At 66.1% G+C, this 22,421-nt stretch carries 15 protein-coding genes and 1 riboswitch; of the genes, 8 read left to right on the top strand and 7 right to left on the bottom strand.

The window, feature by feature from the left end:
- Positions 1–112 precede the first annotated feature (112 nt).
- Positions 113–1,234, top strand: coding sequence for an HDOD domain-containing protein (locus ACZK29_RS18050; RefSeq protein ID WP_111202765.1), 1,122 nt, complete (start codon positions 113–115; stop codon positions 1,232–1,234).
- Between the two features lie 56 nt (positions 1,235–1,290).
- Here ACZK29_RS18050 and ACZK29_RS18055 read toward each other — a convergent pair whose 3' ends face one another.
- From ACZK29_RS18055 to thiC, 6 genes are all read right to left on the bottom strand, one after another.
- Positions 1,291–1,497, bottom strand: coding sequence for a hypothetical protein (locus ACZK29_RS18055; RefSeq protein WP_111202766.1), 207 nt, complete (start codon positions 1,495–1,497; stop codon positions 1,291–1,293).
- A gap of 179 nt (positions 1,498–1,676) precedes the next feature.
- Positions 1,677–4,634 (bottom strand): TonB-dependent receptor plug domain-containing protein, encoded by a 2,958-nt coding sequence (locus ACZK29_RS18060; RefSeq protein WP_111202767.1) that lies wholly within the window; start codon positions 4,632–4,634, stop codon positions 1,677–1,679.
- Positions 4,635–4,683: 49 nt separating this feature from the next.
- Positions 4,684–5,583 (bottom strand): helix-turn-helix transcriptional regulator, encoded by a 900-nt coding sequence (locus ACZK29_RS18065; protein WP_111202768.1) that lies wholly within the window; start codon positions 5,581–5,583, stop codon positions 4,684–4,686.
- A gap of 114 nt (positions 5,584–5,697) precedes the next feature.
- On the bottom strand, positions 5,698–8,022 hold the full coding sequence (locus ACZK29_RS18070; RefSeq protein WP_478446326.1) for a winged helix-turn-helix domain-containing protein: 2,325 nt from the start codon (positions 8,020–8,022) through the stop codon (positions 5,698–5,700).
- A gap of 269 nt (positions 8,023–8,291) precedes the next feature.
- Positions 8,292–8,963 carry an ion channel gene (locus ACZK29_RS18075; protein WP_111202770.1) on the bottom strand — a complete coding sequence of 224 codons (672 nt, stop codon included), beginning with the start codon at positions 8,961–8,963 and terminating at the stop codon, positions 8,292–8,294.
- 115 nt (positions 8,964–9,078) lie between these two features.
- Complete coding sequence (gene thiC, locus ACZK29_RS18080) at positions 9,079–10,923, bottom strand: phosphomethylpyrimidine synthase ThiC (protein ID WP_478446327.1); 1,845 nt, start codon at positions 10,921–10,923, stop codon at positions 9,079–9,081.
- A gap of 81 nt (positions 10,924–11,004) precedes the next feature.
- Positions 11,005–11,105: riboswitch (TPP riboswitch) on the bottom strand.
- Between the two features lie 256 nt (positions 11,106–11,361).
- Here thiC and ACZK29_RS18085 point away from each other — a divergent pair.
- Entirely contained in the window at positions 11,362–12,939 is a 1,578-nt protein-coding gene (locus ACZK29_RS18085; RefSeq protein WP_111202772.1) for a BCCT family transporter, read from the top strand.
- A gap of 546 nt (positions 12,940–13,485) precedes the next feature.
- Here the strand turns inward: ACZK29_RS18085 and ggt are convergent.
- Positions 13,486–15,204, bottom strand: coding sequence for a gamma-glutamyltransferase (gene ggt, locus ACZK29_RS18090; protein ID WP_033835650.1), 1,719 nt, complete (start codon positions 15,202–15,204; stop codon positions 13,486–13,488).
- A gap of 660 nt (positions 15,205–15,864) precedes the next feature.
- Here ggt and ilvC point away from each other — a divergent pair.
- From ilvC to ACZK29_RS18120, 6 genes are all read left to right on the top strand, one after another.
- On the top strand, positions 15,865–16,839 hold the full coding sequence (gene ilvC, locus ACZK29_RS18095) for a ketol-acid reductoisomerase (protein ID WP_049435305.1): 975 nt from the start codon (positions 15,865–15,867) through the stop codon (positions 16,837–16,839).
- Between the two features lie 37 nt (positions 16,840–16,876).
- Positions 16,877–18,613, top strand: coding sequence for an acetolactate synthase 2 catalytic subunit (ilvG, locus tag ACZK29_RS18100; RefSeq protein WP_111111485.1), 1,737 nt, complete (start codon positions 16,877–16,879; stop codon positions 18,611–18,613).
- Positions 18,597–18,848 (top strand): ACT domain-containing protein, encoded by a 252-nt coding sequence (locus tag ACZK29_RS18105; protein WP_164147206.1) that lies wholly within the window; start codon positions 18,597–18,599, stop codon positions 18,846–18,848. The genes ilvG and ACZK29_RS18105 overlap by 17 nt, the downstream gene beginning before the upstream one ends.
- 96 nt (positions 18,849–18,944) lie before the next feature.
- A complete protein-coding gene (locus ACZK29_RS18110) occupies positions 18,945–20,036 on the top strand; it encodes a threonine dehydratase (protein ID WP_164147205.1) in 1,092 nt (363 codons plus the stop codon).
- Complete coding sequence (locus ACZK29_RS18115) at positions 20,033–21,619, top strand: 2-isopropylmalate synthase (RefSeq protein ID WP_164147204.1); 1,587 nt, start codon at positions 20,033–20,035, stop codon at positions 21,617–21,619. Before ACZK29_RS18110 ends, ACZK29_RS18115 begins: the two co-directional genes overlap by 4 nt.
- Positions 21,620–21,629: 10 nt before the next feature.
- Positions 21,630–22,409 (top strand): class I SAM-dependent methyltransferase, encoded by a 780-nt coding sequence (locus ACZK29_RS18120; RefSeq protein ID WP_164147203.1) that lies wholly within the window; start codon positions 21,630–21,632, stop codon positions 22,407–22,409.
- Positions 22,410–22,421 lie beyond the last annotated feature (12 nt).

Below are 22,421 nucleotides of genomic sequence, written 5' to 3' on the forward strand. Positions count from 1 at the left end.
TGCGGGTCACGTTTCATGATGACGGCACATCACTCTTGCCGTCGTATTAGGTAAATTGCGTCACTTCACACGTCATCGACATCCATCGTCGAGACAGCCAGGGGAATGTGTCGTGCGTATTCTGCTTGTAGGGGATGCAGCCAGCCTGCCGGCTGAGCTGACCGAATTCATTGCCGATCTTGGGGAAGACTGGCAGCCGCTGACCGCCACCGATGGCCAGGCCGCGATGACCGCGGTTGCCACCCAGGGCGTGGACGCGGTGATTGTCTGCCCGCAGCTGCCGGACCTCAATGCCACCACGCTGCTCGGCCAGATCCGGACCCTGCGTCCGGAAACCATCCGCATCGCGCTGGTGGACGCACAGCATGGCAACCGGCCGCCGCCGGCACGCCTGATCGGTGTCGCTCACCGTTTCCTGCCGTTGCCACTGGCACCGGAAGTACTGCTGGAAGCACTGACCAGCCTGGAAGAGCTGCGCGAAGTGCTGGACAGCCCGCGCCTGCGCGATGCCATCGGCCGCATCGAGAAACTGCCGTCGCCGCCGCACCTGTACCTGAGCCTGACCCAGGCGCTGGAGCATGACGACGATGCCGACAGCGCCGACGTCGCCAAGCTGGTGGCCGCCGATCCGGCCATCGCCGCCAAGGTGCTGCAGCTGTCGAATTCGGCATTCTTCAGCCAGGGCCGCACCATCGCCGACCTGCGCACCGCAGTGACCCGGCTGGGCCTGGCGACACTGCGCGACCTGGTACTGGCCAGCGAAGTGTTCTCGGCACCGACGCTGTCGACCGCCGAACGCAACTCGCTGCAGCAGCGCGCCCTGCTCGCCTCGCGGCTGGCCGCACGCCTGCTGCCCGAATCCAGTGCCGAACTGGGCGCAACCGCGGCACTGCTGGCCGACATCGGCCTGCTGCTGCCCGGCGTACGCAACGAACGCACCGAGCCGTCGCTGGCCGGTGATACCCGCCCGGGCCATGCCGAAGCCGGTGCCTACCTGTTGGGGCTGTGGGGCCTGCCGATGCCGATCATCGAGGCCGTGGCGTTCCACCTGCAGCCGCAGCGCGCCAACACGCGCAGCTTCTGGGTGACCGGTGCGGTGCACGTGGCGCTTGCGCTGGTCAACGGCGACCCGGTGAATGAGGACTACCTGCAGCGCGCGGGCGTGCTCAACAAACTGCCGCAGTGGCGCGAACATGCCAACAGCCTGATGGGGCTTACGCCCAGCGAAGCCTGAGCACACCGGCAATGCATGCGATGAAGGCGCGCCCGCAAGGACGCGCCTTCGTTGCATCAGGGCTGCGCGCAGTGGTCGTACACGCAGCGTTCGAAGAGAAGCTGGCAATACGCCGCATCTTCGCCGGCCTTGATGCAGTCGCTGCGTACTTCGGCGCAATAGCGTCCATTGGCACACACCAGCGGGCCGGCCGACACTCTACCGGCCAGGCTCAGGACGGCAAGAACTGCAGCAGCGAACATCCGTGGCATCGCGTTTTTCATTTCGCGCTCTCCTTGGTCCGGAATGGACCTCCGCGACCGTACCAGCGGTCCAATTGCGACAAGCGTGGCCCCTGTCGCTGAACCGCCCGATTCAGAGTTTCCCGACCCGGCTCTGCCAAACGCAAAGAGGGCGGGCCTTGCGGCCCGCCCTCCTCGTCTTGCCTTCAGGCTTCGATGGATCAGAAGCGCTGGTTGTACTGGATGAACAGGAAGCGGTCGTAATCCAGCATCGGGTCCAGCTGCACGGCACTGGCGTTGGTCACCGCGTAGGTGATCGGCGGGGTCTTGCCGAACACGTTGCGGGCACCGACGGTCACGCTGCCGTTCCACGGAGCCTGCCAGGTGGCCGAGATGTCGTGATAGACGATCGCGCCCTTCTTGTTGGCACCCGTGCCGCCGGTCCAACCGCCGTTCTCGGTCACGTAGCCCGGGTCGTTGCACTCCAGGCCTGCCTTCTGGTCATAGCAGAAGTCACGGAAGCCGCCGTAGTAGCGCATGGTCCAGGTGGCCGACAGGTCACCCTTGGTCCAGCTGGTGGCCAGGGTGCCGCGAACGCGCGGATAGTTCCAGTAGCCTGCGTAGTCATCCCATGCAGAACCCTTGGTGGCCTGCTGGCGGAAGCTGGACAGGTAGTTGGTGTCCAGGTTGAACGACAGGGTACCGAAGCTGTATTCCGGCAGGCGGTAACGAACGCCGAAGTTGTAGCCTTCGGTTTCCAGCGAGCCCAGGTTCGCGTTGCCGCGGCTCAGGCTGTTGACCTGGCCGGTGACCGCGTCACGACCGTACTGGCCGCAGAACTGGTCGACGCCATTCTGGTAGCACTGGTTCAGCACGTAGTTCGCGTTGACCGCAGTGATCACGTTGTCCACGGTGATCTTGTACCAGTCCAGCGAGACGTTCAGGCCGCTGACGAAGCTCGGGCTCCAGACCAGGCCTGCGGTGCGGGTCTTGCTGGTTTCCGGCTGCAGGCTGTCGTTGCCGACGCCCGACTGGAACGGGGCATTGCCCTGGGTGTCACGCGCAGCAACCGGACGGCCAGCGGCGTCGGTCTGGCGGAAGCCCGGGGACAGGCCTTCGGCAGCACAGCGGGCGGCGACAGCGCCGTTGCTGCGCTGGCCGAACACGGCATCACACGGATCGGTGAAGTTGTCGAAGGTCTGCGAGCCGCCACCGAAGGTATCGCTCAGGGTCGGGGCACGGAAGCCCTCGCCGTAGGTCGCACGCACCAGCAGGTCGTCGATCGGCTTCCAGGTCACGCTGAACTTGCTGTTGATCGTGTTGCCGAACTTGTCGTAGTCCGAGTAGCGGCTGGCGACATCCAGCGACAGCTCCTTGGCACCCGGCAGGTCACGCAGCAGCGGCACCATCAGTTCCAGGTAGAACTCGTTGGTCTTGTACTTGCCTTCGGTCGGCTGTGCGGCCAGGTCGGTGGTGTAACCGGCGGCCGACAGTGCGTCCGGATGGTCGTAGCCCGACACTTCGCGGTGCTCATAGCCAGCAGCGAAAGCGAACTCGCCCGCGTTGCCCGGCATGTCGAACAGCGAACCGGTGATGTTGGCGAAGTACTGCTTGCTCTTGCTCTGGCCGGTCGAGTTCAGCAGGGTGTTGATGTACTTCAATGCATCCGGGGTCGCGGCGCTGGCGCCGCCCAGCAGGTCGAACGGGGTGCAGCGGCCCGGGCCGATGCCCAGGTCGATCGGGTTGGCAGCCGTACCGCACTGGGCAACACCGCTGCTGTTGATGAACGACGGGCCCAGCGCATTCTTCAGTGCCAGCAGGTTGATGTTGCCGGTGCTGGTCTGGGTCACGTCGTACTGGTTGTAGTTGATGCCCACATCCCAGTCGAACGGACGGTTGTTGAAGTCGAAGTTGCCTTCCAGGGCCGCATCGAAGTGCAGCGACTTCACATTGTTCTGGGTAACGCGCGGCAGCTCGAAGATGCGGCGGCCCCAGCTGGTGAGATCAACGCCGGCACCCGGGTTGGCCCAGTTGCCCATCGGGTTGTAGATGCTGTCCTTGCTGATCGCGACCGGGAAGGTCGGCTGCGAGGCGCCGGTCAGCGGGTAGCCGGCGATCTGGCGCTTGGAATCGCGCTCGGAGTACATCGCCGTCGACTTCAGACGCAGGTTGTCGTTGATGTCGTAGCTGGCCGAGGTGAACATCGACTTCGACTCACCGCCCTGGTTCAGCATCATCTGCTGCGAGGCGTTGTAGTAGTCGTCGGTGTTGATGGGGTGGTAGTTGTCCATGCTGTTGGACGGCTGACCCACGCCCACCGGGGTGTTCCACGAACCGGTGTGGTTGACCACCCAGGTGGTGGGTTCCCAGTCACCATCTTCGTTGTACTCGCCCGCACCCGGGGTACCGGCAGCGCGCGGATCGGTGAAGCGGCCCCACGGGCCGGCCGGGCTCAGGCCATCCTTCGGATGGCCCTGGCCATAGGTGTAGCGGGTCAGGCCACGGTCCTTGGCCCACACCGGATCTTCCTTGGTGTAGTTGGCGCCGAAGACGATCGAGGAACGCTCGCCGCTGGCACCCAGGGTCAGGCTGTACTGGGTCTTGGCACCGTCGCCGTGGCTGTTCTGGCCGTAATAGGCACTGGCCTCGGCGCCGTCGAAGTTCTTGCGCAGGATGATGTTGACCACGCCGGAGATGGCGTCGGAACCGTAGATCGCCGAGGCGCCGTCCTTCAGGACTTCAATGCGCTCGATCAGCGAGGTCGGGATGGTCGACATGTCGGTGAAGCCGGCCAGGCTGGTGCTCCAGCGCTTGCCGTTGACCAGCACCAGCGTGCGCTGCTCACCCAGGTTGTACAGGCTGACGTACTGGCCGCCCTGTTCCGGGTTGGACGCCAGCACGGCCGCCTTGCTGAAGGTCTGGGTGCCTGCCACGGACAGGTTCTGCAGCAGGTCGCCGACGCTGACCAGGCCCGAACGCTGGATGTCCTCATGGCTTACGGTGAGGACCGGCTGGGAGGTTTCCACATCCACCGAGCGGATGCGGGAGCCGGTGACTTCCAGGCGATCAAGGGTGGTCGGGGCACTGGCTTCCTGTGCGGAAGCAAATGCCGGTGCCAGCGCCAGCGCAATGCCGGCGGGCAGCAGGCCCAGCCGCACGGCAGGGGTGCGAACGTTCATCAATCTCTCCAAGGTACGTGTTAGTAGCGTGTTAAAACGCTCCAGCACGTTACGATTGCGTTGCGATGCTGTATTTGCGCGACCCAACCGGAGACTTTGCAGAGTGTGGCGGGAGCAAGCCGCCGTTTTCCCTGAACCGGGAAGCAGACTGTCCATAACGGGCGCGGAAGGCCCGCGCGAAGCTGCAGCAGTTGTCGAATCCGCTGGCTGCGGCGACCTCGCCCACCATCATGTCGGTGTCGCGCAGCAGATCGGCGGCCCGCTCCAGGCGCAACCGTGCCGAAAGCGACTGGGGGCTCTCTTCATACAGGCTCTGGAAGGTCTTGGAGAGGTACCAGCTGGAGAAGTTGGTCAGCTCGGCCAGCTCGCCGATCCGCACCACGCGGTGGCTGTTGCCCTCCAGATAGAGACGGGCGCGCTGCATGCGGCCGAACACCTGGCGCTTGCGGCTGCGTGAGCGACCGGGGCAGCGCTGTACGTTGTCGGCAAGGTCACGCTGCAGGCCGGCCAGATGCAACAACAGCGGGCGCAGCGCCTGCGCTGGCAGGCCGCTGTCGAGCGCATCGCGCCACAGGCGCAGGGCAACGCGGGCGTCGCCGCGGCCCATGCGACCACGACCGGCATACAGGCCACAGTCGGCCATCTCGGACAGCACCCGCATCGCCTCCGCATTCAGGCTGAGGCCCACGCACAGTCCGTTACGGCCGGCCTGCACCAACGGGCGCGACTCCTTCTCGAAGGCAATCCACTCGCCATGGCGCAGGCGGAAACGCCCTTCCTTGGCTTCCACCCAGGAACTGCCCCGCACCTGCAGCCAGACCGTGAAGCTTGACCCTGCCGTTTGCAGGCTGCCGAGCCGGGCCACGCCCATGCAGGTCGGCGCGAGATCGTCGAGCGCCTTGTCGAGGGAGACGGTTTGGCCACGATCGGCCAGCGAGAGTTGACGCATGGGGCACCACGGGTTTGCCTGATACAGGCTTCCGTTTTGCCTAATCAGGCGTCAGCCCGTCAGGAAAATCCGCCGAGATCGCCACGAATTCGCGGCGAGAACTCCACGAAAAAATCACGAAGAGATATTTTTCTTCAGGATCAACGACTTGAGAAAGGCCGGGAACAGTGCCGGCGTCGACCGGGGCAGCTGCATGACGCCGATATCGGCACCATCGCTGACCGCCAGGGCGACATACAGATCCCGGCCATCGGCGCTGGCACTGATGCCGTTGCCCGCACTGAGCCGCTGCCGGTCCAGGCAGCGCTCGGGGGCTTCGGTGCCGGCCTGGATATGGATCAAGGTCGTACCGCACTCGGTCGAGTTGCCGAGATAGCCGATGCCACCGGTGCCTGCCACCGTCCAGGTGCGATAGCGCCATCGGCTGGGCCGGTCTTCACTGACCTGCTGCACGCTGGCCGGGGACAGTGCTGCATCCACCGACCACAGGCCGCCGGACGCCAGGCGGGTGAACAGCACGCGGCCATCGCCCCGATCGAAACGCGCCTGGGAGACGCCGTCGATACTGGCCAGGCGGCGCCAGGGGGTCACGCTGCGATCAAACAGGCTCAACCGGGTGCGCTGCTCTGCATCGCGCTCGACTACCAGCAGCTGTTCCGGGGTGGCCCCGTACAAGGCCTGTAGCGGCTGATCGACCGGAACCGGCAGCGGTTGCAGATGCTCGTCGCGCGGGGCGATCTCGTAGACCACGGTACGCCCATGCTCGTCACGCCCGACCACCAGCAGCTGGCGGCTGTCGGCCGACCAGTCCGGCGCCTGCCGCCCCTCCGGGCGCAGGCCCTCGATCGGCCGCAGTGAATCGGGCCGCTGCATGTCCGCCCACCACAGCGCGAAACTGCCGGAACGATCGGAGGTGAAGACCAGCTGGCGACCGTCGGGCGCCGCCATCGGCTGCCCGTCACGCCCGCTGGACGCGAACAGCCGCTCGGCGCTGCCGCCGGCCATCGGCACTTTGAACACGCCGAACTGGGCACGGCGGTGAACGAAGGCCAGCACGTCGCCGTGGCGCGACACCGCAGGCCACTGTGCGTCGTCGAGGCCGGCATCACGCAAGGTGCGGCGCTCCACGTCCAGGTAGTACAACCGCACCTCGCTGTCCACGCGCCGGCCGAACACGATGCTGCGCCCATCGCCCAGCCAAGCCCAGCCACGCTGTTCGGCGGATTCGTTGGTCAACTGCTCCAGCTCACCGCCTCCGGCCGGCATCCGCCACAGGTCGCCCATCTGTGGATTGCGCACGAACACCAGCCACTTGCCGTCGGGCGAGTAGCGTGGCGCGTAGTCAAAATCATCCTGATCGACCGGGTAGTCCAACGCCCGCCACTGGCCGCTGGCCAGGTCGAGCACACGGATACCGCGATGGGCATAGCGGCCCACCATGCTGCCAAAGACCAGGCCGCGGCCATCCGGTGTCCAGTCGAAGCTGAGCAGCTCGGTTCCATCGCAACGGGTCGCCTGGCGCACGCCGCCGCCAGTGGCACTGGCGATCAGCACCTGGCAACCGCCGTCGGCTCCAAAGCGGGCAAAAGCGATCTCGCGCCCGTCCGGTGACCAGCTCGGGAAACGGTCACTGGCCCCCTTTGGCGGTAGTGCCAGCTGCCGGGCCGGCGCATTGCCCGAGGTCTGCACCTTGATCACACCACCTCCGGCGCCATCCTCGTTGGCGCCTTCGTAGGCAACCTGGGAGCCGTCCGGCGAAAGTGTGGGATAGGTTTCAAAACCACTGGTAGCGGTGATCAGGCGATAGGGACGCTGCGGGCTGCCGATCACCCGCACGCCGTTCTCGACCGCTGCATCCACCGGTGAACTCGGCTCCGGCCCGCGCCGCAGCAACAATGTGGCCATGACCAGCAGCGCGGCCAGCATCATCACGCCCAGCACCCACAACAGCTGGCGGCGCAGCTGGCGCCAGCCACGCCGGCGTGAAGGCGCTGCCGGCACGGCTGCGAGCGGATGCCCGCTGCCGCCGGCCACCGCCGGCATGACCTCTGCGACCACATCGGCGTCCAGCACCGGCTCAAGATCCTCCAGCGCCTGCACTGGTACCAGCAGCCGATAACCGCTCTTGGCGATGGTCTCGATATAGGCCTGGCCGTTGTCGTCGTCGTTGGCGAACGCCTTGCGCAGCTGGGTGACGGCCTGGGTCAGCACGTCATTGGTCGGCAACGTATCGGGCCAGACCTCGGCAAACAGCTCTTCACGGGTGACCACGCGCCCAGGCTGACGCATCAACACGCGCAGCACGCCCAGCGCTTTCGGCGTCAGCCGCCGCGGACGGCGCGCGCCTTCAACCTCGACCTCACGCGAGGACAAGGTAATGACGCAGTCGCCGACCCGCACGCGGTCGGCCTCAATGGGCGTGAGTTCGCTGCTGTTCATTTTCCGCTATACAGTAGGGACGGGACCTGGGCAGGGCTCACCAGCAATACCGTCCCCACCGTCCCTGGACAGGGTCATCGAAAAGCCAGATTCCGCACAAAGCATCGGCGCATACCGCAAAAACAATAACGCCCCCGGATATTAGCCTAAGCCGGTTACCCCGCCTATGACGGGGTCGACACTCAGGCTCTCTCTCGCCGACGCATTCACATAATCTGCATCACCATTCGCGCCCTTATGGGCGCGAAATTTTTATCTGGCGTTCATTTTCACATGCGCCGAAGCATGGTCAATCCGACCAGACGCGACACCACAAGGCCGATATACATGACGCCTGCGAACTGTTCGAGCATCACCAAGGCCCGTGCCTGCGGGTGCAACGGCACGACGTCACTCAATCCAACTCCGGACAACAAGCTGAAGCTCAGATAAAGCAGCTCCATCCAGCTGCGTTCGGGGCCAGCCGTCGCGCCCTGGAAACTGCCTGGATACCACTGCTGGCACACCGCGAACGCAAAGGCGAACCCCCAGGCCAGCAGGGTGAAGGTTGCACCGGCCGCGAACAGCTCGTCGCGGGTCACTCGATGGTCCTGCAGCATGTAGGCGATCAACGCCCCTGCCGTATAGAAGTACAACAGGCTTTCCAGCAGCTGCGCCGTGGTCAACAGCGCACTGCGGTCCAGCAGGGCGCCTGCCAGCGAGAACACCACCGAGGGAATGGCCAGCAGCAATGCCAACCAGGTTCCCAACGGACTGCGCTGGACCACCCACAGCGCCAGGCCGAGCACCGCCATGCCGAACATGCCCAGCGCCGCGCGGCCAGCGGCGGTGTCATCGAGGGCGGGATACAGCAGCACCGCGATCAACTGGGCGGCCAGGAGCCAGGCCGAAGGATGGCGGCGGGCGATGGCCAGCCAGCGGGTGGTCAAGGCAACAGGCATGGCGTCCTTTCCGCTGGGCAATGGCCGGAGCATAACGGGTCGCGCCGGGCCACGCCCGGCGCTTTTCCTGGACCGCTGCGCCCGCCGGGCATGGCCCGGCGCTACCGGTGCGGCATCATCCCTGGTGGTAGACCTCGGCACCGGCAGCACGGAACTCCTGCGACTTCTCCTTCATGCCGGCCTCTGCGTAGTCGCGCACGTCCTGGGTGATCTTCATCGAACAGAAGTGCGGTCCGCACATCGAGCAGAAGTGGGCCAGCTTGTGCGCGTCCTTCGGCAGCGTCTCGTCGTGGAATTCCTTGGCCTTTTCCGGATCCAGGCCCAGGTGGAACTGGTCCTCCCAGCGGAACTCGAAGCGCGCCTTGCTCAGCGCGTTGTCGCGTACCTGTGCGCCCGGATGCCCCTTGGCCAGGTCGGCCGCGTGCGCGGCAATGCGGTAAGCCATGATGCCGTCGCGCACGTCCTGGCGGTTGGGCAGGCCCAGGTGTTCCTTCGGCGTCACGTAGCAGAGCATGGCCGTGCCAAACCAGCCGATCATCGCCGCGCCGATCGCACTGGTGATGTGGTCGTAGCCCGGCGCGATGTCGGTCGTCAGCGGGCCCAGCGTGTAGAACGGCGCTTCGCCGCATTCGCGCAGCTGCTTGTCCATGTTTTCCTTGATCAGCTGCATCGGCACGTGGCCGGGGCCTTCGATCATGGTCTGCACATCGTGTTTCCAGGCGATCTTCGTCAGTTCACCCAGCGTTTCCAGTTCGCCGAACTGCGCCGCGTCGTTGGCATCAGCGATGCAACCCGGGCGCAGCCCGTCGCCGAGCGAGAAGGTCACGTCGTAGGCCTTCATGATTTCGCAGATGTCTTCGAAATGCGTGTAGAGGAAGTTCTCCTTGTGGTGCGCCAGGCACCACTTGGCCATGATCGAGCCGCCGCGGCTGACGATGCCGGTAACACGCTTGGCGGTAAGCGGCACGTAGCGCAGCAGCACGCCGGCGTGGATGGTGAAGTAGTCCACGCCCTGCTCGGCCTGCTCGATCAGGGTGTCACGGAAGATCTCCCAGGTCAGTGCCTCGGCGCGGCCGTCAACCTTCTCCAGGGCCTGGTAGATCGGCACGGTACCGATCGCCACCGGCGAGTTGCGGATGATCCATTCGCGCGTCTCGTGGATGTGCTTGCCGGTGGACAGGTCCATCACCGTGTCACCGCCCCAGCGGATCGCCCACACCAGCTTCTCCACTTCCTCGGCGATGCCGGAAGACACCGCGCTGTTGCCGATGTTGGCGTTGATCTTGGTCAGGAAATTGCGGCCGATGATCATCGGCTCGCTTTCCGGGTGGTTGACGTTGTTGGGCAGCACCGCACGGCCACGGGCGATTTCGTCGCGCACGAACTCCGGGGTGATGACTTTCTGGATCGACGCACCGAAGGCCTCGCCCGGGTGCTGCTGCAGCAGGCCCGCATCGCGGATCGCGTCCAGGCGCTGGTTCTCGCGGATGGCGACGAATTCCATTTCCGGCGTGATGATGCCGCGGCGCGCGTAATGCATCTGGGTGACGTTGGCACCGGCACGTGCACGGCGTGGCAGGCTGCGCGCGGGGAAACGCACCGCGTCAAGCTTCGGGTCATGCTCGCGATCGCGGCCGAACGAAGAACTCAGTCCTTCAAGCTGCTCGGTATCACCGCGCTCTTCCACCCAGCCGCGACGCAGTGCCGGCAAACCGGCGGACAGATCGATGCGCACCTCCGGGTCGGTGTACGGGCCCGACGTGTCGTAAACGGTCACCGGCGCATTCTCTTCGCCGCCGAACAGCGTCGGCGTACGGGTCAGCGCGATCTCGCGCATCGGCACCTGCAGATCCGGGCGTGAACCGGGCACGTGGATCTTGCGCGAGCCGGGAATGGGCCGGGTCACGGATGCGGAGAGTTGCTGGGCCTGTTGCTGCAGGGCGGAGAGCTGTGCGTTCATCGGGCATCGTCCAGGAAGGTCAGGGACGAAGCGGCGGCGCACTGCACCCCGCACGGACGGTCCTTGGGCGGTGTCCGGGCACGGTTGCATTGCAAAGCTTCCCTACGCCGGTATGAGCCGGATCAGGTTCCAAGGGACTGTCTCAACCGTGGCCACATGGCCCGGTACCCCCGCTTCTTGCTGCGCATTAGAGCATAGAAAGCACTGAGTTCCCTTACCGCTCACCCAGGCAAGGCGTGGATCCACTGAACAATCGCAGGGCCGGCGTTAACAGAACCATGACGTCGCATTCAGTAACGTGCACGCCCATCGCGTCGCTGCGACCGATGCATCCCCGCCGCCTTCGCGGCTCCTGCCCGGTCCGTGCTGCATGCCGCCGGCCCCTCGCCGCAAGCTTTGCTCGCTCCCCTCAATCCCCTTGATCGGAGAAGCTCCTTCATGGTGTTTCGCGTTTCCATCGCACTGGTCCTGCTGCTGGTGCTGCTTGCCGGTATCGCCCCCGGCCCCTTCAACGCAGTGGTCCAGTCGATGCTGGCAGAAGTCATCCGCAGTGTCGGCTGGCTGTACCTGCTGGTGGTGTTCCTGGCGCTGGTGTTCCTGATGTACCTCGCCTTCGGCCGCTTCGGCAACCTGCGCATCGGCGGCGAGGATGCCGAACCCGAATTCTCCCGCGCCAGCTGGATGTCGATGCTGTTCGCTGCCGGCATGGGCATCGGCCTGGTGTTCTGGGGCGCTGCCGAACCGATCTCGCATTTCAGCAAGCCGCCCGAGGGCCTGGCTCCACAAAGTCTGGATGCGGCGCGCGCATCGATGCGCTATGCGTTCTTCCACTGGGGCCTGCATCCGTGGGCGATCTATGCGCTGATCGGCCTGGCAATGGCCTGGTTCCAGTTCAACCGCAATGGACGTGGCCTGGTCAGCGACATGCTGCAACCGATCATAGGCCGTCACCACCGCGGCTGGATCGGTCGGGTGGTCAACATCGCCGCCGTCGTTGCCACCGCGATTGGTGTCGCCACCACGCTCGGCTTCGGTACCATCCAGATCGCTGCCGGCATCGAGCGCGTGTTCGGCGTGCAGGCCACCGTTGCGGTGCAGATGACCATCATCGCCGTCGCTTTCGTGCTGTACATGGCCTCCACCGCCAGCGGCGTGGAGCGCGGGGTGAAATGGCTGTCCAACTTCAACCTGGCGTTGGCCGCTCTGCTGGCTGCCATTCTGCTGGTGCTGGGGCCGACCGGTTTCATCTTTGATACGTTCACCACCACGCTGGGCTCCTACCTCAACCAGCTGGTGACGATGAGCCTGCGCATGTCACCGTTCTCCGGCAGCACCTGGGTGGCGGACTGGACGATTTTCTACTGGGCCTGGTGGATCTCGTGGGCGCCGTTCGTGGGATCGTTCATCGCGCGCATATCGCGTGGCCGCAGCGTGCGCGAGTTCGTGATCGGCGTTGTGCTCGCACCGACGCTGCTGGGCTTCTTCTGGTTCGCGGTGTTCGGCGGCACCGCGCTGTGGGCACAGATCTTCGGCCACGCCGATCTGGTGCAGGCGCTGGGCAATGGCTACGAAACGGTGCTGTTCACACTGTTCGACAGCATGCCGCTACCGCTGTTGCTGTCGTGCATCGCGCTGGTGCTGTTGATGATCTTCTTCGTGACTTCGGCCGATTCAGCGGTGCTGGTGCTGGCCAGCATGTCCACCGACGAGGCCGGCGACCCACCGCTGAAGCGCAAGCTGGCCTGGGGCATTGCGGTGGCGTTGATTGCAGCAGCGTTGCTGCTGGCCGGAGGCCTGGACGCGCTGCAGGGCATGATCACGATTGCCGCACTACCGTTTGCGTTGCTGATGGTGCTGGTGATGGTGTCGCTGTACCGGGTGCTGGACCAGGAGTACACGCGCGAGCGGCGGCAGGCACAGCGCCAGCGGCACATGATCGATGCGTGGATCGCACGCGAGATGGCGGCGCAGGAGGAGACCCAGGCGGAGGCGGCACGCGCGCACGATCAGGATTGAGGGGGTTTTGCAGCCTGCGGCTGCACCGCTTCTTTCAAGCAACGGCAACAACAACTTCAAAAGCGGCTCTGAGACATTGAGGGTCTGGCAGGAAGGAGGCCGATGGCGGGACACGCCGCAAGTACGTCCCTGTAGGCTCGGCCACGGCATCCATGCCGTGGACGGTCCCGCCATCGGCCCCCTCCCCGCCTCCGACAATTTCCCGGTGGCGGTGGGTTTTCCACGCCATGCGTGGATGAGGTGTATCGGAAAACACGAAGGGGTTGGATCCGTTTTCCTCTGGAAAACGGATCCAACCGCAGCGCTCGGCTGTTGCTGTTGCCTTTGCTTTTGATCTTCTTCTTTCTCTTCCGTGGCTGACGCGCACGGAAGTTTTCGGGGGGCGTGCGGGTGGGGGTGGCGGGGGTATCCGCGCCATGGATGGCGCGGCTAAGACTACAAGGACGTATTCACGGCGTCCCCCGACACTCCCACCCGCACGCCCCAGCGCATGAAACTGCTCTGGCGATCAACCGCGAGGGGGCTCAGCCCGGTGGCCGGGAAACCTCAATACCCTGCCGCCTGCCCGTCCTTGCGGCTCTCCGAAGCACCGTAGTAAACCCCAGTCTCGGGATCGCGCATGATCGCCTGGTATCCGCCATACGGACCATCGGCAAACACGATGCGATGTCCCTTGCGCATCAACGCACGCACCGTCTCATACGGGAAGCCGGTTTCCAGATTCACTTCGCCACCGTCGGTCATCGCCGTGGCCTGACCGGTCGGCTCGGTGGAACCCTCGTGCTGGATGCGCGGTGCGTCACCGGCCTCCTGCAGGTTCATACCGAAGTCCACCAGGTTCATCACGATCTGCGCGTGACCCTGCGGCTGCATCGCACCGCCCATCACGCCGAAGCTGGCGTACGGCTTGCCACCCTTGGTGATGAACGCCGGGATGATGGTCTGGAACGGGCGCTTGCCCGGCGCGTAGCCGTTGGGATGATTCTTCTGCAGCACGAACATCTCGCCGCGGTCCTGCAGGATGAAACCCAGTCCTGGAGGTGCCATGCCGCTGCCCATGCCGCGGTAGTTGGACTGGATCAGCGAGACCATCATGCCGTCGGCGTCGGCCACGGTCATGTAGATGGTGTCGCCCTCCTCCAGCTGCTTCGGCGTGCCCGGCTGCACTTCCTTCAAGGCCTTGTCCATCGAGATCAGCGCGCGGCGCTGCGCCGCGTACTCCTTGGAGATCAGTTTCTGCACCGGTGCCGGCTGGAACGCCATGTCAGCGTAGAAGCGTGCACGGTCGGCGAAGGCCAGCTTCTTCGCTTCGACGAACAGGTGCACATGCTCGGGTGAGCCGAACGGAATCTTCGAGAAGTCGTAGCCTTCCAGCACGTTGAGAATCTGCAGCGCAGCGATGCCCTGGCTGTTCGGCGGTAGTTCCCATACGTCGTAGCCGCGATAGTTGCTGCTGACCGGCTCGACCCATTCGCCGTGGTGATCGGCCATGTCCTGGTAACTCAGGTAACCGCCGTTGGCCTTGAAGTAGTCGCCGATGGTGTGGGCGATCTCACCCTTGTAGAAGGCATCACGGCCGCCGTCTGCAATCTTCTGCAGGGTGCTGGCCAGGTTCGGGTTCTTCCACATCTCGCCCTTGCGCGGGGCATGGCCGTTGATCGTGAACTGCTCCTTGAAGCCCGGGTACTGCGAGAGCTTCGGCACCGAGCGGTCCCAGTAGTAGGCAATCACTTCGGCCACCGGGTGCCCTTCGCGGGCGTAGCGGATGGCCGGCGCCAGGTTGTCGGCCATCGGCTTGCGACCGAAGCGGTCGTGCAGCGCGAACCAGCCATCGACCGCGCCCGGCACCGACACCGGCAGTGGACCGGTGGCCGGGATGTCCTTCAGGCCACGGCGCTGGAACTCGGCCAGGGTGAGCGACTTCGGCGAGCGGCCCGAGCCGTTGTAGCCGTAGAGCTTCTGCGTCTTCGGGTCCCACACGATGGCGAAAAGGTCGCCGCCGATGCCGTTGCCGGTCGGCTCCATCAGGCCGAGCGCGGCGTTGGCGGCAATCGCCGCGTCCACTGCCGAACCGCCGCCCTTCATCACGTCCAGCGCGATCTGGGTGGCCAGTGGTTGCGAGGTCGCGGCCATCGCATGCGGGGCGATCACCTCCGAACGGGTGGCGAAGGTGTGGCCGGTGATGCGGTCGGCGGCGAAGGACAGCGCGGGTACGGCAGCCAGTACGGCGGCGGCGAGCAGGGAACGGGCAAGGCGTCGGGACACGGTCGGGTTCCGATGGACGGGTGGTTCCCCGATCTTCGCCGCTGCGGCCTTCACGCGGTATCGGACAGACGTCATGGACGTTGATCCTTGGGCGGAAAAATCCACCGGATTCCGCGCAAGAACCGCCCCGAAAGGAGTGAATTCGGGTTCACCGAAACACTTTCAGCAGCAACCATCCTTGTGCCGCAAGCGATTGCGCTGGATGCAGCGGAAACCGATAGAAAATCCGTCGCGAGGGTTGACACCGCCGAAATGGCTGTGTTCCTCTCGATCACATGTTGCATCACAACACGCCACCGCGAACCCACATCGAAGCCGCCGACACCGGCGCCGCCTCGCTGCGTTCGATTCTTGTGCTCGTACTTATTACCCAACCAACAGGTGCGGGACGAGCCAGCGTGTAAGCAACACACACACCGGAACTCTTCAAAAACCCGCACCCGCCCCGGTGCGGGTTTTTTCATTTCAGGACCTGGTTTCAGACGCAACCACCATGCACACCGCCAACATCAAAACCCGGACCCACACCACCACGACGCCTCGTGGCGAGTGTCCGCGTGCGATGCATGGCGCCTCCCCCACCGCTTTCCCCTGACCGGCCGGCACGTCACCTCGACGACCGGCCGTTCTTTTTTCTTCCCACCGCAAGGAACCTCCCCCATGAGCACCAACGACCTGCCCCAGACCAAGATCGCCGTCATCGGCTACGGCAGCCAGGGCCGCGCCCACGCACTGAACCTGCGCGAATCCGGTTTCGACGTGGTGGTAGGCCTGCGGCCGGGCGGCCCGACCGAGGTCAAGGCGCAGGCCGATGGCTTCACCGTCAAGGCCCCGGCCGATGCAGTGAAGGATGCCGACCTGGTCGCCGTGCTGACCCCGGACATGGTGCAGAAGAAGCTGTACGACGACGTGCTGGCGCCGAACATGAAGCAGGGTGCGGTGCTGCTGTTCGCGCACGGCCTGAACGTGCACTTCGACATGATCAAGCCGCGCGACGACCTCGACGTGGTGCTGGTCGCACCGAAGGGCCCGGGCGCGCTGGTCCGTCGTGAATATGAGATCGGCCGCGGCGTGCCCTGCATCTGGGCGGTCTACCAGGACAAGAGCGGCAAGGCCGCCGACTACGCCCTGGCCTATGCCGGTGGCCTCGGCGGCGCCCGCGCCAACCTGATCCAGACCACCTTCAAGGAAGAAACCGAGACCGATCTGTTCGGCGAGCAGGCGGTGCTGTGCGGCGGTGCCTCGGCGCTGGTGCAGGCCGGCTTCGAGACCCTGGTCGAAGCCGGCTATCAACCGGAAATCGCCTACTACGAAGTGCTGCACGAGCTGAAGCTGATCGTGGACCTGTTCTATGAAGGTGGCATCTCGCGCATGCTGGAATTCATCTCCGAGACCGCGCAGTACGGCGACTACGTCAGCGGCCCGCGCGTGATCGATGCCGGCACCAAGGCACGCATGAAGGAAGTACTGAAGGACATCCAGGACGGCACCTTCACCAAGAACTGGGTGGCCGAGTACGAAGCGGGCCTGCCGAACTACAACAAGTTCAAGCAGGCCGACCTGGAACACCCGATCGAGAAGGTAGGCAAGGAACTGCGCGCCAAGATGGTCTGGTTGCAAGGTCAAGCCGCGTAACACCGCGGCACCCCCACCCGCTCTGCAAGGTTCCCCCATGAACTCTCCCACACACCGCAGCACGCCGCCCAACGGCGCGCGCTGGCTGACCCAGGCGCTGGAGGCCGAGGGCGTCCGCACGCTGTTCGGCTATCCCGGCGGCACCATCATGCCGTTCTACGACGCGCTGGTGGATTCGTCGCTGAAGCACATCCTGGTACGCCATGAGCAGGGTGCGGCGTTGGCGGCCAATGGCTTCGCCCGCGCCAGCGGCCAGGTCGGCGTCTGCGTGGCCACCTCCGGCCCGGGCGCGTCGAACCTGGTCACCGGCATCGCCGACGCGATGCTGGATTCGGTGCCGATGGTCTGCATCACCGGCCAGGTCGGCACGCCGCTGCTGGGCACCGATGCCTTCCAGGAACTGGATGTGTTCGGCCTGACGATGCCGATCGTCAAGCACAGCTGGCTGGTGCGCAGCGTCGATGACCTGCCGCGCGTGGTGGCCGACGCCTTCCGCATCGCCCGCGAGGGCCGCCCCGGCCCGGTGCTGATCGACCTGCCCAAGGACGTGCAGCTGGCCGATGCCAGCCATCTGCCGGTGCACGTGCCGAGCAGCGTCGAACCGCCACCGGCACCGGCCGACGCCGCCATCGCCGAGGCCATCGCCGCGCTGGCGGCAGCCGAGAAGCCGGTGGTCTACGCCGGTGGTGGCATCGCGCTGGGTGATGCCGTGCAGGACCTGCGCGACTTCGTTGAAGCCAGCGCGATTCCCACCGTGATGACCCTGCGCGGACTGGGTGCACTGCCGGCCAACCACCCGCAGTCGCTGGGCATGCTGGGCATGCATGGCACCCGCGCGGCCAACATGGCGGTGCAGGAAAGCGACCTGCTGCTGGTGCTGGGTGCCCGCTTCGATGACCGCGCCACCGGCAAGCTGGCCGAGTTCGCCCCGTTCGCCCGCGTGGTCCATATCGACGCTGACGCCTACGAGATCTCCAAGCTGCGCAGTGCCGATGTTGCCGTGCCCGGCAATGTCGGCCATGCGATCCGCGCCCTGCGTGCGGCCTTCCCCTCCCCCAAGGCCCACCAGGACGCATGGCGCAGGCGCTGTGCGCAGCATCGCGATCGTTTCGCTGCGCGCTACGACGCGCCGGGCCAGCACATCTACGCGCCGGCCATGCTGAAGCGCCTGAGCGAACTGGCGCCGGCCGATGCGGTGATCGCCTGCGACGTTGGCCAGCATCAGATGTGGGTGGCGCAGCACTGCCGCTTCAACCACCCGCGCAACCACCTGACCAGTGGCGCGCTGGGCACCATGGGCTTCGGCCTGCCGGCCGCGATGGGCGCGCAGTTCGCCTGCCCGGACCGCACCGTGGTGCTGGTCTCCGGTGATGGCAGTTTCATGATGAACGTGCAGGAACTGGCCACCATCGCGCGCTGCCGCCTGCCGGTGAAGATCGTGCTGCTGGACAACAGTTCGCTGGGCATGGTGCGGCAGTGGCAGGAGCTGTTCTTCGCCGAGCGTTACAGCGAGATCGATCTGTCCGACAACCCGGACTTCGTGGCATTGGCGCAGGTGTTCGGCATTGCCGCCACCCGCATCGACGCGCGCGACGACGTCGAGGGCGGCCTGGCCGCGCTGCTGGCCGAGCCGGGCCCGGCGCTGCTGCACGTGGCCATCGATGCACGCGCCAACGTGTGGCCGCTGGTGCCGCCGAACACCGCTAACAGCACGATGCTGGAAAGCAACCCTGCCCACGCCCGCCAGGAGACCCCCAATGCAATACCGGCTTGACCTGGTGCTGCACCCGGCCGAAGGCGCGCTGCTGCGCGTGATCGGCATGGCCGAGCGTCGCGGCTTTGCGCCGCGTGCGATCAGCGGTGCGCCGGTGGCCGCCGACGATGGCCGCTGGCACCTGCAGCTGGTCGTCGATGGCCAGCGCCCGGCGGAAACGCTCTGCCGGCAGATCGAGAAGATCTACGACTGCGTGTCCGTACAGGTCACGGCCGTGGAAGGAGTAGCCACATGAACACCCGTACCGTAGCGACCACGGTGCCGGTACGGAGGCGTCTTCTTCGTCGCCCGTGCCCGCATGCGGCGGTCTTCCGCACCGCGCTGGTGGCCCATGCCGGCCGCTGACGCCAGCCAGGAAAGCGATGTCGGCGACGTAAGCGTCGCCGACGTTCTGGCAGCGCAGGCCCGCCTGCGCCGCTTCCTGCCGCCCACCCCGCTGCACCATGCCGAACGCTTCGGTACCTGGCTGAAGCTGGAAAACCTGCAGCGCACCGGTTCCTACAAGGTGCGCGGCGCATTGAATGCGCTGCTGGCCGGTCGCGAACGCGGCGACACCCGGCCGGTGATCTGCGCCTCGGCCGGCAACCACGCCCAGGGCGTGGCCTGGGCCGCCTATCGCCTGGATGTGCCGGCCATCACTGTGATGCCGCATGGTGCACCCGCCACCAAGATCGCCGGCGTCGCCCATTGGGGCGCGACCGTGCGCCAGCACGGCAACAGCTATGACGAAGCCTACGCCTTCGCGGTCGAACTGGCACAACGCCACGGCTACCGCTTCCTGTCCGCGTTCGACGATGCCGACGTGATCGCCGGCCAGGGCACGGTCGGCATCGAGCTGGCCGCGCATGCCCCGGACGTGGTGATCGTGCCGATCGGTGGCGGTGGCCTGGCTTCCGGCGTGGCCCTGGCGCTGAAATCACAGGGCGTGCGCGTGGTCGGCGCGCAGGTGGAAGGCGTTGATTCGATGGCACGCGCGATCCGCGGCGACGTGCGCGAGATCGCACCCGTCGCCTCGCTGGCCGACGGCGTGCGGGTGAAGATCCCCGGCTTCCTGACCCGTCGCCTGTGCACCTCGCTGCTGGACGATGTGGTGATCGTGCGCGAAGCCGAACTGCGCGAAACCCTGGTCCGGCTGGCACTGGAAGAACACATCATTGCCGAGGGTGCCGGCGCGCTGGCGCTGGCCGCTGGCCGCCGCGTCGCGGGCCGCCGCAAGTGCGCGGTGGTGTCCGGCGGGAACATCGATGCCGGCGTGCTGGCCGGCCTGCTTACCGACATCCGACCGCGCCCGCCGCGCAAGCCACGGCGACGGCGCAGCGAAACACCCCGCTCGCCCGCCAAGGCCAGCGCGCCGCCCTCCCCCATGCCTTCCCCTTCCCACCTGCAAGCCGCAACGCCCGCTGTCGAGGAGATTTCCCTGTGACCACCATCGAACGAATTACCACCCCGCGCATCCGCATCTTCGACACCACCCTGCGTGACGGCGAGCAGTCCCCCGGCTGCAGCATGAGCCCGCCGCAGAAGCTGGTGATGGCGCGTGCGCTGGACGAACTGGGCGTGGACATCATCGAGACCGGCTTCCCGGCCAGCTCGCAGTCCGACCGCGAGGCGATGGCGCTGATCGGCCGCGAACTGCGCCGCCCGAGCCTGAGCCTGGCCGTGCTGTCGCGCTGCCTGCAGGCCGACATCGAGACCTCGGCACGTGCCCTGGAGGCCGCAGCCAACCCGCGCCTGCACGTGTTCCTGTCCACCAGCCCGCTGCACCGCGAGCACAAGCTGCGGATGACCCGCGAGCAGGTACTGGAATCGGTACGCAAGCACGTCTCGCTGGCTCGCTCCTACATCGACGATGTCGAGTTCTCGGCCGAGGATGCCACCCGTACCGAGCTGGACTACCTGATCGAAGTCTCGCGCGTGGCCATTGCCGCCGGCGCCACCACCATCAACCTGCCCGACACCGTCGGCTTCACCACGCCGGAAGAGATCCGCGCGATGTTCCAGCAGGTCATCGCCGGCGTCGCCGACGTGCCCAATGCCGCCAACGTGATCTTCAGCGCGCACTGCCACAACGACCTGGGCCTGGCCGTGGCCAACTCGCTGGCCGCCATCGAAGGGGGCGCGCGCCAGGTCGAATGCACCATCAACGGCATCGGTGAACGCGCCGGCAACTGCTCGCTGGAAGAAATCGCCATGGTGCTGAAGGTGCGCCAGGCCTTCTACGAGCAGGACAGTGCGATCAACACCCCGCGCATCGTCGGCACCTCGCAGCTGCTGCAGCGCCTGGTCGGCATGCCGGTACAGCGCAACAAGGCCATCGTCGGTGCCAATGCGTTCGCCCACGAATCGGGTATCCACCAGCACGGCATGCTGCGCCATCGCGGCACCTACGAAATCATGCGCCCGGAAGACGTGGGCTGGGAGGATTCGCAGATGGTGCTGGGCCGCCACAGTGGCCGTGCCGCTGTTGAAGCGCGTCTGCGTGCGCTGGGCTTCTGGCTGGACGAAGACGAACTGAAACTGGTGTTCGAGCAGTTCAAGGGCCTGTGCGAACAGCAGCGCGTGGTCACCGATGCCGACCTGCAGACGTTGATGCAGGGCGGCTCCAACGCGCAGGGCTACCGCCTGGCCTCGATGACCATCAGCGATGTCGGCAGCCGCGCCAACGCGCTGGTCGAACTGTCCGACCCGGACGGCAACCGCGTGGCCGAGACCGCGCAGGGCGATGGCCCGGTCGATGCGCTGTTCGGCGCGCTGTCGGCCGCTACCGGCGTGCAGCTGATGCTCGACAGCTACCACGTGCACAGCGTCGGCATCGGCGCCGATGCGCGCGGTGAGGCCAACCTGAGCGTGCGCCACGAAGGCGTGGAGTACGACGGCACCGGCACCAGCAAGGACATCATCGAAGCCTCCGCGCTGGCCTGGCTGGATGTGGCCAACCGCCTGCTGCGCCAGCGCCAAGCCACCGCCCACAACAGCACCGACGTTCCCACCCCTGCCACCGCCTGAGGAACCCGCCATGAGCGCCTTCGACACCTTCACCCCGGCCAGCGCCGCTGGCCAGCAGTGGAACGCCCAGGACTATGCGATCGACGCCGGCTTCGTGCCGCTGCTCGGCGGCGCGGTCTCGCGCCTGCTCGACCCGCGCGCCGGTGAGCGCATCCTCGACCTGGGCTGTGGCGATGGCGTACTCAGTACCGAACTGGCGCTGAGCGGCGCACGCATCCACGGCGTGGATGCTTCGCCGGAACTGGTAGTCGCCGCCCGCGCACGCGGTGTCGACGCGCAGGTGATGGACGGCCACGCGCTGTCGTTCGACAGCGAGTTCGATGCAGTTTTCAGCAATGCCGCACTGCATTGGATGACGACTCCGGACCGCGTGCTGGAAGGCGTGCGCCGCGCCCTGCGCCCCGGCGGCCGCTTTGTCGCCGAATTCGGTGGCCACGGCAACGTGGCCACGATCATCGCGGCGGTACAGGCCGCGCGCGTGGCCCACGGCCATGGCGCCAGCACCTTCCAGTGGTATTTCCCGACCGCCGATGCCTACGCCGACCGCCTGCGCCAGCATGGCTTCCAGGTGCAACTGATCGAGTGCACGCCGCGCCCGACCGCACTGCCGACCGGCGTGGCCGGCTGGTTGCGCGTGTTCGCCGCGCCACTGCTGGATGACCTGCCCAGCGAGGCCCACGCCACCGTGCGCGATGCCGCTGCTGCACTGCTGGCCGATCTTCCGCGCAACGCCACCGGCCAGCCGCTGGCCGACTACGTGCGGCTGCGGGTGCTCGCCCGCCGCCGCTGACATGACCTTTTC

It is taken from the genome of Stenotrophomonas sp. 89682_Sma (genome assembly GCF_056481405.1).

Coding starts and splice junctions, on each gene's coding strand:
- ACZK29_RS18055 (WP_111202766.1), bottom strand. CDS start 1,497: ATGAAAAACGCGATGCCACGGATGTTCGCTGCTGCAGTTCTTGCCGTC.
- ACZK29_RS18060 (WP_111202767.1), bottom strand. CDS start 4,634: ATGAACGTTCGCACCCCTGCCGTGCGGCTGGGCCTGCTGCCCGCCGGC.
- ACZK29_RS18065 (WP_111202768.1), bottom strand. CDS start 5,583: ATGCGTCAACTCTCGCTGGCCGATCGTGGCCAAACCGTCTCCCTCGAC.
- ACZK29_RS18070 (WP_478446326.1), bottom strand. CDS start 8,022: ATGAACAGCAGCGAACTCACGCCCATTGAGGCCGACCGCGTGCGGGTC.
- ACZK29_RS18075 (WP_111202770.1), bottom strand. CDS start 8,963: ATGCCTGTTGCCTTGACCACCCGCTGGCTGGCCATCGCCCGCCGCCAT.
- thiC (WP_478446327.1), bottom strand. CDS start 10,923: ATGAACGCACAGCTCTCCGCCCTGCAGCAACAGGCCCAGCAACTCTCC.
- ACZK29_RS18085 (WP_111202772.1), top strand. CDS start 11,362: ATGGTGTTTCGCGTTTCCATCGCACTGGTCCTGCTGCTGGTGCTGCTT.
- ilvC (WP_049435305.1), top strand. CDS start 15,865: ATGAGCACCAACGACCTGCCCCAGACCAAGATCGCCGTCATCGGCTAC.
- ilvG (WP_111111485.1), top strand. CDS start 16,877: ATGAACTCTCCCACACACCGCAGCACGCCGCCCAACGGCGCGCGCTGG.
- ACZK29_RS18105 (WP_164147206.1), top strand. CDS start 18,597: ATGCAATACCGGCTTGACCTGGTGCTGCACCCGGCCGAAGGCGCGCTG.
- ACZK29_RS18110 (WP_164147205.1), top strand. CDS start 18,945: ATGCCGGCCGCTGACGCCAGCCAGGAAAGCGATGTCGGCGACGTAAGC.
- ACZK29_RS18120 (WP_164147203.1), top strand. CDS start 21,630: ATGAGCGCCTTCGACACCTTCACCCCGGCCAGCGCCGCTGGCCAGCAG.